Genomic DNA, 11510 nt, shown 5'->3' with positions numbered 1-11510 from the left:
CAAGAGAAGAGTGTCCAAGGTTCCCTCGGCTGAGAGACCGGCGATGGAAAATGGACGATCTGCGGATGATAGCCGTCATGCCACTGAGGACGACCTTGCTTCGGCCTAATGCTAATCACATCAGCAAGGCTGGGTCGAATCGCATCCCCTTGCTTCGCGTTGAAGCCTCGCGTTAAGTCCATACCGAGAAGACGCGACCTTTATGGCGCGACCACTCGCCTACCTGGGCCAACAAGGGCCGCCACGTAGAGCAAGCAAGTGACGGAATTCACAAGTTTTTGAGGGGAGGTGCTTGGCCGGGCTCGTTACAAGATAGGTGTGAAATGCTTCTCCGTTTTCCGGGCCAAAATTTGCGGATCATCGAGGCAAACGTGCTATGAATATTAGCAAGATATCAGGTAGCTTTATGACCGACCGGCCGAAACGAACCGATGCATTGTTAATGGATCCGAACCGATACCGGATTCTGATCGACGCCGTGATCGATTACGCGATCTACATGCTCGATACCGAAGGCTACGTCGTCAGTTGGAATTCGGGCGCGGAGCATATCAAGGGATATGTTCCCGACGACGTCATCGGCCGTCATTTGTCGATTTTTTTTACGCCGGAAGAGCGGGCTGCGGGCGTGCCGGACCGGATGCTGCGCACCGCCGGAACCGTGGGACGATGCGAAGGTGAGGGCTGGCGCATCAAGCGCGATGGCAGCCGGTTCTGGGCGCTCTCCGTGATCGATGCCGTTCGCAACGATAATGGTGATGTCATCGGCTTTGCAAAGGTTACCAGAGATATCACCCAACGATATCTGACAGAGCAACGCTTGGCCGAGAGCGAACGGCGCTTTCGCATGATGATCGAAAGCGTGGCTGACCACGCTATTTACATGATGGATATCCAGGGACGCGTGAGCACCTGGAATGGGGGCGCCGAACGCATCCTCGGCTATGCGGAAGATGAAATTGTCGGTCGCAACTTCGCCAGTTTTTACTCTACCGAAGCGGCGAGCCTGCAGGAACCCACGGTGGCGATGGAAGCCGCGGCGCGTCTTGGAAAATTTGAATCGGAAGGGTGGCGCATCAGGAAGGACGGTTCGAAATTTTGGGCAAACACCATCCTGGACGCGATTTATGACGAGCACAACGCTCTTATCGGTTATGTGAACATTATCCGAGATATCACGGAGAAGATCGAAGCGCAGCGTACATTGGAGCTCGCCCGGGAAGAGCTATTTCAGGCGCAGAAAATGGAAGCGCTGGGCCAGCTGACAGGAGGCGTGGCGCACGATTTCAACAATCTGCTGACAATCATCCTGACCAGTGCTGAATTGGCCCAGCGCCATATCGTCGATCACGCCAGGGTCGAGCGTGTGCTCGGAAACATTTGCAAAGCCGTTCGCCACGGGGAAATGCTGACAAAGCATTTGCTGGCTTTCTCGCGCAAACAATCATTGCGGCCGGAGCTGCTACGCATCGAGGTGTGCCTGGAATCGGTCGCGAACAATTTGCTGAGTTCGCTCCGCGGCAATATTCGCATCGTAAAGGAAATCGCCAGCGACCTCTGGCCGGTGGAGGTCGATCCGAACCAGCTTCAATTGGCAATCTTGAACATCTGTCTCAACGCGCGCGACGCGATGCCAAATGGCGGCACGATCGTGCTGCGGGCGAGGAATCATCGGATTCAACAGAAGCAGAAGGACCTTAATGCCGGAAATTACGTCGAAGTCTCGATTGTCGATGACGGAATCGGCATCCCGGTTGAGATGAGAGATCGAGTTTTCGAACCGTTCTTCACAACCAAAGAAGTTGGCAAGGGCACCGGCCTTGGCCTAAGTCAGGCCTATGGCTTTGCCAAGCAATCCGGCGGCTCCATGAACTTCAGCAGCGTCGAGGGCCAGGGTACGATCATGTCGATCCTCCTCCCTGCGGCCAAAAATCTGGCGGAAGAAGAGGTTAATCAGCGCCAGAGAGTTTTAGTGGTGGAGGACAACAGCACCATCGCCGAACTAGCGGTGGAGATGCTTACAGATGCGGGATATCACGTCAATTCTTGTGGAACTGCCCAGGATGCACTGAACCTTCTCAAGCTCGAAGAGATCGACATCCTGGTTTCCGATATAGTCATTCCGGGTAGCATGAACGGCTTGGAGCTGGCTGAAGAGGTCACAAGACGCTGGCCGAATCTAAGCATTGTTCTGGCCACCGGCTATGCCGCTTCCATGACCATGGCGAAGGCCGCCAATTTCTGTCTGCTGATGAAGCCGTATGATTCCGAAGGATTGATTGCGGCCATCGAACAATCTTTGGCCGTGCGGCGCAGGGACCGGCAAGTCCGGTTATAAGGCGACAACTGATGAGTGTCGCCGTGATATGGGCCCGTTCCCAGATGGGAACGAAGGCATAACGCCGCTGTTTAGTAAGCTCCGATTGGATGCTGGCGGCGAAAGGGACATCGTGCTGCGGCGATGGGCAAGCGAGACTGGGTGGGGAGTAGAAGATGCAATCGCTTGGATATACGGACGTTTCCATTCCTCAGCACCGCTGGGAACCCGGCATCGGCGACGTCTTTAACCTGTCGAGCCACATAAGGGCGCGTCAAGCTATCGACCTAGCGCTTTCCATCAGTGGACCCGACTTCAATGTGATTTTAATCGGCGATGAGAATGTGGGCCGTATGACGGCTACGATTGATTATCTGCGCTATCGTCGGCCAATCGAACATCTGGTTCGCCAGGACTGGCTATATCTGCAGAACTTTTGGGTTGAACACGAGCCTCGCGCCTTCGGTGTCAGTCCCGGCGAAGGACGGCGTTTCGAAGAGCATCTGACGCACTACGTGAAGCGCGTCTTCACGATGTTCAAGGCGGCGCTCGAAAGCGAAATCCATCGAGTGCGTTTGGAGGAAATTTATCGCGAGGCAGAGCGCGAGCTGGACAGCAAGCGAAGGCAGCTGCGCCGCGGAAACGACCGGAACGGCGGGGGCAAGCGTGGTACACCCAAGAAGATGGAAGCGGCGCTGCGCTTAAGTCATGGAGAGGAAGACGCGGACGAGAAGACCGCGTCGCGTGGACTGTTCGAGAATCCGACGGAATTCGAAGAGGAAGCCGGCAAGATCAAAGCCTCGGCCGAATATGCCGCAACTGAACTCGACCGAAAAACGCTCGAAGTGATCATTACGAAGGAGCGGTGCTCTTTCTCCGATCAGTTTGCCCCTTACCAGGACCTTTGCAACTGGATCGACGATCTCAATACCGACATGCTGTCCAATGTGACCACCATTGCGCGTCTCGTGCGGGATGGTTCGGTGGATGTGCCGGTACGCTACCGGGCGAATCTCCTGATCGACCAGACCGATAATGACGGTGTGCCGGTCATCCTCGAGCCCAACCCGACCTATGAAAATCTGTTCGGCGCGATCGAATATCGGCGCCAGCAAGGCTCGTTCGAGACCGATTTTTCGTTGATCCGTCCGGGCTCCCTTCATCGGGCAAATGGAGGTATCCTGGTTCTGCGGGCGGAATCACTCGCCAAGGATGACAGCGTTATCGACGCATTGAAGGCTGCCTTGCGCGACGGCATGATCGCTATCGAGGAAAGGCACCGGATGGGATCGATGCCGGTGGCCGCCACGCCGCGCCCACAACCCATTCCCTTGAGCGTGAAGATCATCGTTATCAGCTCGCCGGCAACTTTCTATCAGCATTTTTCCGACGATACAGAGTTCCGGGCGCATTTCAAAATCCGGGCGGAAATCGATCCCGATATGCCTGCAAGCGTGGAAAATGCCGCGACCCTTGGGGCCATACTACAGCGCGCGATCATGCGTCACGGTATGCGGTACACGACCGACGCGGTGGATTGCCTGCTGGGCCTGTCGTCGAAGATTGCTGGCCGCCGGGATCTTCTGAGCGCACGTTTCGAATTGCTCGATGACCTGATCCGCGAGGCGCAGCGTATCGCCGGTCCCTCGAACGCGCTGTCCCGCGATGAGATATTGATAGCGTGGAACGCGCGGCGGCATCGTAACCGCCGCGCCGAGGAACGCTTTCTCGAAAGCATCGCGCGGCGGCATATAGCCATCACCACAGAGGGCACGGCGATCGGGCAGGTGAACGCACTCACGGTGCGGGAGGTTGGCGATTATGCATTCGGCCGCCCCAGCCGCGTTTCGGCGCGCGCTTCCATCGGATGGAAGGGAGTCGTCAATATCGAGCATGTGACGCAGCTTTCCGGTCGCAGCCAGCAAAAGGGTGCTCTCGTCGTCGAGGGTTACTTGCGCGGTCAGTTCGGGCGCCTGCGACCTCTCTCGTTCGATTGCTCGATTACCTTCGAGCAGAATTACGGCCGGATCGAGGGCGACAGCGCCTCGGTCGCCGAATTCGTGGCAATTATCTCGGCCGTGTGCGGGATGCCAATCCGTCAGGATTTGGCGGTGACGGGATCTTTCAACCAACTGGGCGATGTTCAGGCGGTAGGCGATGTGACTGAGAAGGTTGAAGGTTTTTACGAGGCCACCGAGGGCAATCGCCGCAAGGGTCTTCTCAGCGGCGTCATATTGCCATCAGCCAATATCGGCGATCTAGTGTTGGCGGAGGAAGTGGCCGAAGCGCTCGCGCAGGGCCGTTTCAAAATCTGGGCAATTGACCGTGTCGAGGAAGCTGTGGCGATCTTCGCCACGCTGCCGAGCGCGGATCTGTCGGACTGCGATACCCACGACCTGACCCGTCAAGCTGCCGCTATTTATGCTCGGATGGATGCCAATCTGGCACAGTTTTCCGAAACGCAGCGGCTTTACGACAGTCCTCCGTTTCAGGGCTGAACCCGCGAGGGTTCAGTAGTCGCCGATTTTCTTGAGACGCAACGGCGCGCGGTTCTGGTCCTTGCAGGCCTTTGCCAATTCGATGCGCCGCAACACCAAGGAATCGTCTGACATCAGCCGCTTCAGCTCATAGCGGGCGCGCGATACCCGGCTTTTAACGGTACCGACACAGCAATTGCAGATCTGGGCGGCCTCGTCATAGGTCAGACCTTCTGCGCCCACCAGGGTCAGGACCTCGCGCTGGTTGGGCGACAGCTGCCAGAATGCGCGCTGGAAATCGTCGAATTCAAGATTGGCTTCCTGTTGCGGATCGATCTTGCGCAGGTTCGCCTGGCTGTCGGTGAGCGAGACGACGCGACCCCGCCAGCGTTTGACTTCATTGTAAAAGTGATTCCGGAGGATCGTGAATATCCAGGCCCGGAAATTCGTGCCGGGGGTGAATTGCTCGGCCGCATCCAATGCCCGAAGAACGGCATCATGAACGAGATCATCCGCGAAATCGGCGTTATGAGTGAGTGAACGCGCAAATGCGCGAAGATGGGGTATTGCATCGACGAGGGAAGCCTTGAAATCAAAGCTCTCCACATCTGTCTTTTGCATGGTGCTGATCAATCTACGCCCTCATCGTTTTGCCTGCCGGGCCAGATGGCCAAGCGCCGCCAATGTCAGAATGACTTCCTTAGTTTCGTGATCAATCGCAATAGGTCATCAGGAAGGTCTTCCGAAACGACTTCGCCATACAACCGCTTAACCTGAGCATCGAACCACCGATCAATAACGATCGGGGCATGCTCTTCAATCGAAATGCAGTTATCCGTGCCAGTGTCGTCGACCTTCGAGCAACTCTCTCCGCCACCGATGTTTTGGCGTTCGTCCTTCAACATGCTCGGTTTCTTCTCTGATTGCACAACGAATACCGTGAAAGCTGGGAGTAAACGGAGCCCTCAAGCTCAATGCCCGATGCATTAGCCTCACACGCCTAATATGTGCGCATACTTAAAGAATTTGGGGAAGAATGCGTGAATTCACGAAAATGTGTGGCTCGCGGCGGTTAAGGCGAGTCTAGTCTCTGGAAGAATAGCTGTTTCTGGACAGGAGTAGGGAATGAAATCCGGTCACGACCTTTCCGAGACTATCGTGGCTAATGTCAGATATTTGCGCCGCTATGCGAGGGCATTGCTCGGTTCGCAAAAATCCGGCGACATGTATGTGCGCCTGTGTCTGGAAACTATTTTGAATCAACCGTCTGTCATCTCCGCCGATGACGATGTCCACGTGCAGCTCTTTAAGCTGTTTCACGATGTCTGGCGGATGACGCCTGGCGCAACGAGCGACGCGCCGGCCGGCACGGAAGTGTCCCCGGACCATTCCATCCAGGCGCGCTTGGATGCGCTTCCGCCAACCGAAAGGCAGGTTCTCCTCCTCACGGTCCTGGAGAAGTTCTCGACGTCCGATGTTGCGGCCATTCTGGGTATCTCCGAGACAGAAGTGGTCGATCTTCTGCGGGATGCTTGGGATACCGTTAAGAAGCAGCTATCGACCTCGATCCTGGTAATCGAGGATGAACCAGTGATTGCTTTCGATATTTGCAGCCTCGTCACCGAAATGGGACATAAGATCGCCGGCACGACGTCAAATCAGGCCGAAGCGATTGCCTTGGCGGCGGCCCGCAAGCCGGGCCTCATTCTGGCCGACATCAATCTTGGTGCCGGTGGATCGGGTCTCACGGCGGTGACGGAAATACTGGCGTCATCAGATGTGCCGGTCATCTTCATCACCGCTTATCCCGAGCTGCTGCTGACCGGGGATCGCCCCGAACCAACCTATCTTGTGACGAAGCCCTTCGAGCCGGATACGCTGCGCGTCACGATAACCCAGGCGCTCTCCAACCGAAGCTCCAACCAATCGGGTAACGGCCCGGACCGGCAGGCGGCCGGCTGATATTCATGCCGGTCGCGCGATGTCGCGGCCGAGGGTGAACCCAATTGAATCGAAGTTATTGACCCGGGGAACATGCGGCAACAGCTCTTCGATTCATTACGTTATCGTCTAGTTCTGATTTTTGCGCTTGCCGTTCTCATCCCAAGTCTATTCGGGATCATCGTCGCCTCCCGGCATTATGCGAACCTGATGGAAGCGGGGCGCGCCTCCATCGCACGATATGGCGCGCTCGTTGCTGAAGACCAGCGGCACATCCTGCAGCGAAACGAGCAACTGGTCCGGGGTCTGGCCAGGGACCCTGCGATCCTAGCCGCCGCGGCCGGACAGGACAGCACACAATGCGCGGCCTTGCTTGCCGCCGCCCTGAAACCCTATCCGAGCTTCAGCGGGGCTGTCCTCGCTAATCTGGATGGCGAGCCGATCTGTTACCCGGCCGGCCAAAAAGGTGCCTTGAATGTCGCGCAGTCCGGCTGGTTCAAGCGGGTCGTCAGCACCGGCAACTTCGTATTAAGTGGTTCCCTAATTGGCCGGATATCAAACCAACCGGTCTTTGTCCTGGCGGCACCCGTCTTGACGTCCGATGGGCACTTGCTTGGGGTCCTTGCTCTGGACCTGCGTATCGATTGGCTCACGGAGCTATATTCCGGCACGCCTCTTCCCGAGAGCTCCAGCCTTTACATACTGGATGATACGGGGAAGGCGGTGGTCGAGCTGACATCGCCTGGCGCGCAGACGCAGCAAGCCTTCCCCGCATCAGCGGAAAAGCACATCATTCGCGACGGAATGCAGCACGAATTCGGTGCAACGGGGCGGGATGGGGTGGACCGGTTCTATACACTGATTCCGGTCACAGGTTATCCGCTCTACGTGCTGCTGGGCATGCCGCTGGCAGATTTGCAGCAATCACCCAGGAATAGCCTGTTTTCTCAAATTCTGGTTCTATGCCTTATCTCTGCCACGGGCATCGGTGTCGCACTTGTGGGGACGCGACTTCTGATCACCCAATGGACCGAACGGCTAACCCAGGTGGCCTATGAAATCAGCCAGGGCAATCTGGCGCCGGAAATCCGACTTACGAATGCGCCGCGCGAACTGAGAAACCTGGGCGAAACATTGGGGGGAATGGCGCAAAAGATTCACGACCGGGATGCGGCTCTGAATGAAATGGTCGATCAGCGCCAACGAATGCTGCGCGAGCTGCACCATCGTATCAAAAACAATCTTCAAATCGTCATCAGTTTCCTCAGCCTCTATTCACGGCTGCCGATGAGCGACCAGGAGCATGTCGGCATTTCGGATCTTCAGTTAAGAGTCAGTGCTTTGGCCCTCGCCCAGCGGCACCTCTATGAGAAAGAAGATATGAAGTCGGTGGCGTTGCAACCTTTCGTCGATGCCCTCTGCAATTTGCTGGGGGGGCATCTGCGAAAGCGGGGCGATATTCAACTTCGCGCGGAAATTGCGAAACAAAACCTGAATATAGATAAAGTCGTTCCTTTAGCGCTCGTGATCACGGAGATCGTTTGCAGCGGCGTCAAATCATTTTCAGAACAGTCTGCGGTCGCGATCCGCTTGAATTTGACATCAACGGATAACGAGAAGGCTACGCTGGTGATCTCGTTTTCAGGCGTCGCTCTTACACCGCGCTCTGACTACCTCGAGAAATCGAGTCTCGGTGCTTCGCTCGTCCGCGCTTTGGCCAAGCAACTGGGAGGCGATATTGAGAGCACGGAAAGCAATCCCGGCGCGGCAACCATACGCTTCTTCTTGCATGAGGAACCGGCCAATCCCGCCGACATCCGCAAGGAAGCATAAGCAGAATGGGCGCCCACTGTGACAAAGGTCATGGTAAGAAAAACACCAGGCAGCATCCGGCAAGCTTCGCTTCGCTGTGCAGAGAGGGTGCCGATTAATTAAATTGAGTTGAAGCCTTGCAGTTCTGCCGCTTAACTATATGACGGTTCGTTGCGTTCACTGCAAAGACCAAAGGCAGAAACGCCTGCGTTAGACGTCTGAGGGCGGATCTCTTGGGATGCCAGCGCCATGACGATGCATCCCGCTAAAGGCCAACAGGAGCCGCTGGGACAGCCGATACTGCTGAAGTGCTATGAGGGGGCAGATGCAAGGGCACACCATTTTGCTGGTTGAAGACGACGCAATTGTTCGTTTGATTGCATCGGAAGCATTGCAGGATTTGGGGTGGAAGGTTGACGAGGCCGGCAATTCGTCTGATGCGGCGAGCAAGTTTCGCGCACATGCTGATGATATAAAGGCAGCCATCATCGATATCGGTTTACCGGACCGGAAAGGAGACGATTTGGCGCGGGAACTCCGCCGGCTGAATGAGCAGCTGCCGATCGCGCTCGTGACCGGTTACGGTAAGGAAAGTGTGGAAGAAAACTTCAAAGACGATCCTCTCGTCGCCTATCTTGGAAAACCGTACGATCTGGACGAGCTGGAAGCTGTGCTGGAGAAGTTCGGTCTAAAATGTACATGCGATCAGTAACCGCTTCGTCAGAGGCGTGACGCTGCGTCCTCCGCACTGGGGGGCCAGCCTCAAGTGATTTGGAAAAATGACCATGGGATTTCTCGATGCCGCAGGCTTTGAGGCTGTAGCTAGGGCAGGCGCGGAATTTCTTGCCCTGCTGCCGTCTTTGCAATCTTCTCGGCGGTCTCCGACAATATCACCGGCTCGGGCACAACTGCCTGTGCGCGGTTGCTGGGGATGCTTAGGAGATGAATCAGCGCTGCCGGCCAAGCAAAGGCACCGTAAATCAACCAGGTTTCGACAGGTTGCCGTCGCCAATAGGCAATGCCGGCGACGAACAATCCCATCGCCACATTCAGTGAGGCCGCCAGAGCGCTGGCAAAATAGGGAATCTGCAAGATGAAAAGGAAAAAAAGGCATTCAATGATGAATGCCCCGATCGAAAGCGTTGTCAGCCCCAGCCAGAACATCGTGGTGCCTATCGCGTTAAAGAAGACGGGCATCAACACGACGGTCATCGAATGGTTCCATACCCGTAAAAATTAAGATCGCGTATAAAATGCATAAAATCTCATGCGCACCGGAACAGTATCGTCTTCCTTTGGTTACTGCGCAGCTATCCCGTCAGGAGAAGAGCTGTCATGCTGGCTACCGCGTCATCGCATCACCAAGTCCGGTCATTTTCGCGCAAAAAGGACGAGGAAAAAGAGACAGGCGTGACGGCTTTAACAGACGAGGTTTTGGCGGATGAGATCCGGCAACTATCAGACCAAGCCGCGCAAGGCCGTATCCTTTATGTGACCTCGGAAATTGAGGATTATGTGAAGACAGGCGGGCTGGGTGAGGTATCTGCCGCCTTGCCGCGGACGTTGCTGAAATTATGCGACATCCGCGTTCTTCTTCCGGGTTATCGCGAAGTCCTGGCGCGCCATCCGGCGATGGAGATCTTGGCGCATCTGCCTGCTGCGGCCGGCTTGCCCGCCTGCTCGATCGGCCGGGTGCAAGCACCCGATGGTCTCATCCTTTATATCGTCCGGTGCGATGAGCTCTATACACGCGATGGTACGCCTTACCAAGATTCCGAAGGCCGGGATTGGCAAGACAACGACATCCGCTTCGCCCGGCTCAGTCTGGCTGCGGCGGAGATTGGCGGCGGCCTTTCGGGGTTGGAGTGGACCCCGAACTTCGTCCATCTGAATGATTGGCCTTCTGCGCTGACATCGGGATATCTGAATTGGCGCGGCATCAACATCCCGACGATGCTGACAATCCACAATCTCGCTTATCAAGGCCTTTTCGATTACCAGCGATTGCGGACGTTGGATATTCCTCAGGAGGCCTTTCAGGTGGAGGGTGTGGAATTCTACGGCCGCCTCTCTTTCCTCAAAGCTGGTATCTTCTATGCCTCGCATATCACCACAGTCAGTTCGACCTATGCGGAGGAAATCACCTCGCCTGAATTCGGCTGCGGTCTCGACGGCTTGCTGCGCAAGAGAGCACAGGAGGGGCGGCTTAGCGGCATATTGAACGGTATCGACGAGAGCTGGGAACCGAAACAGCGAGCTGGCAAGCCGCTACGTGTAGGCGATTGGGCGTCCAAGAGACGGACTGCATCGCGGGTCCGCCAATCCTTCGGCCTAGCGGTATCAGAGGGGCCGCTTTTCGCCATCGTTTCGCGGCTGGTTCACCAAAAAGGCGTCGATCTTGTGCTGGAAGCCGCAGATCGACTGGTTGAGCAGGGCGGCCAACTGGTGGTAACGGGGCGTGGGGAGCCGCAATTCGAAGCAGCTCTAAAAGAATTGGCCACACGGCATCCCAAACATGTCGGTGTGAAGATCGGCTTCCAACAGCACGAAGCGACCAGGATGTTTGCGGGCAGCGATTTCCTCCTCATGCCGTCTCGCTTCGAGCCATGCGGCCTTAGCCAGATGTACGCTCAACGGTTTGGCTCCCTGCCCATTGCACATAAGACCGGCGGGCTGGCGGATACGATTGAAGATGGCCAAACCGGTTTTTTGTTCGCCGGGCCGACGCTGCCATCGTTCTTCGAGGCGATCAAACGCGGTCTGGATACCTTCGCCTCGAGCCGCCGGCTCAACAAGATGCGCCGCCAAGCGATGACGCGTTCCTTCAGCTGGCAGCAATCAGCCCTGCGCTATCAAGAGATTTACAACATGGAAGGCTGCGGTTGAGCGTTTGCACCGCCATCAAGGCGTCCTCGATCAGGGGTATCTTTTATCCGAACCTTTAGTATCCTTCGACCGACCCG

At 56.3% G+C, this 11510-nt stretch carries 9 protein-coding genes; 6 read left to right on the top strand and 3 right to left on the bottom strand.

Annotated elements, in window-relative coordinates; all coding sequences use genetic code 11:
* Nucleotides 1–376: 376 nt before the first annotated feature.
* The gene (locus SMD27_RS02095; RefSeq protein WP_320506684.1) at nt 377–2338 is read left to right on the top strand and encodes a hybrid sensor histidine kinase/response regulator; all 1962 of its coding nucleotides are present in this window, start codon (nt 377–379) and stop codon (nt 2336–2338) included.
* Nucleotides 2339–2493: 155 nt separating this feature from the next.
* Nucleotides 2494–4815 carry an AAA family ATPase gene (locus tag SMD27_RS02090; protein WP_320506683.1) on the top strand — a complete coding sequence of 774 codons (2322 nt, stop codon included), beginning with the start codon at nt 2494–2496 and terminating at the stop codon, nt 4813–4815.
* Nucleotides 4816–4827: 12 nt separating this feature from the next.
* Here SMD27_RS02090 and SMD27_RS02085 read toward each other — a convergent pair whose 3' ends face one another.
* Complete coding sequence (locus SMD27_RS02085; RefSeq protein WP_320506682.1) at nt 4828–5415, bottom strand: sigma-70 family RNA polymerase sigma factor; 588 nt, start codon at nt 5413–5415, stop codon at nt 4828–4830.
* 65 nt (nt 5416–5480) lie between these two features.
* Nucleotides 5481–5699: a NepR family anti-sigma factor gene (locus SMD27_RS02080; RefSeq protein ID WP_320506681.1), complete on the bottom strand. Its 219-nt coding sequence runs from the start codon at nt 5697–5699 to the stop codon at nt 5481–5483.
* 220 nt (nt 5700–5919) lie between these two features.
* Between SMD27_RS02080 and SMD27_RS02075 the strand changes: the two genes are divergently transcribed.
* The 3 genes from SMD27_RS02075 (at nt 5920) to SMD27_RS02065 (ending at nt 9259) form a co-directional block, all read left to right on the top strand.
* A complete protein-coding gene (locus SMD27_RS02075; protein ID WP_320506680.1) occupies nt 5920–6756 on the top strand; it encodes a response regulator in 837 nt (278 codons plus the stop codon).
* 72 nt (nt 6757–6828) lie between these two features.
* Nucleotides 6829–8568 (top strand): cache domain-containing protein, encoded by a 1740-nt coding sequence (locus SMD27_RS02070; RefSeq protein ID WP_320506679.1) that lies wholly within the window; start codon nt 6829–6831, stop codon nt 8566–8568.
* A 304-nt stretch (nt 8569–8872) separates the two neighbouring features.
* Nucleotides 8873–9259 carry a response regulator gene (locus SMD27_RS02065; RefSeq protein ID WP_320506678.1) on the top strand — a complete coding sequence of 129 codons (387 nt, stop codon included), beginning with the start codon at nt 8873–8875 and terminating at the stop codon, nt 9257–9259.
* Nucleotides 9260–9369: 110 nt separating this feature from the next.
* Here SMD27_RS02065 and SMD27_RS02060 read toward each other — a convergent pair whose 3' ends face one another.
* A complete protein-coding gene (locus SMD27_RS02060; RefSeq protein ID WP_320506677.1) occupies nt 9370–9759 on the bottom strand; it encodes a hypothetical protein in 390 nt (129 codons plus the stop codon).
* 198 nt (nt 9760–9957) lie between these two features.
* Here SMD27_RS02060 and glgA point away from each other — a divergent pair, with 198 nt between their 5' ends.
* Nucleotides 9958–11433, top strand: a complete 1476-nt coding sequence (glgA, locus tag SMD27_RS02055; protein WP_320506676.1) for a glycogen synthase GlgA — start codon at nt 9958–9960, stop codon at nt 11431–11433.
* Nucleotides 11434–11510 lie beyond the last annotated feature (77 nt).

The sequence above is a fragment of the Dongia soli genome (genome assembly GCF_034044715.1).
GTDB classification, from domain to species: Bacteria; Pseudomonadota; Alphaproteobacteria; order Dongiales; family Dongiaceae; genus Dongia_B; species Dongia_B soli.
The sequence above is the reverse complement of the archived record's forward strand: the minus strand, read 5'-3'. Positions and strand labels throughout refer to the sequence as shown.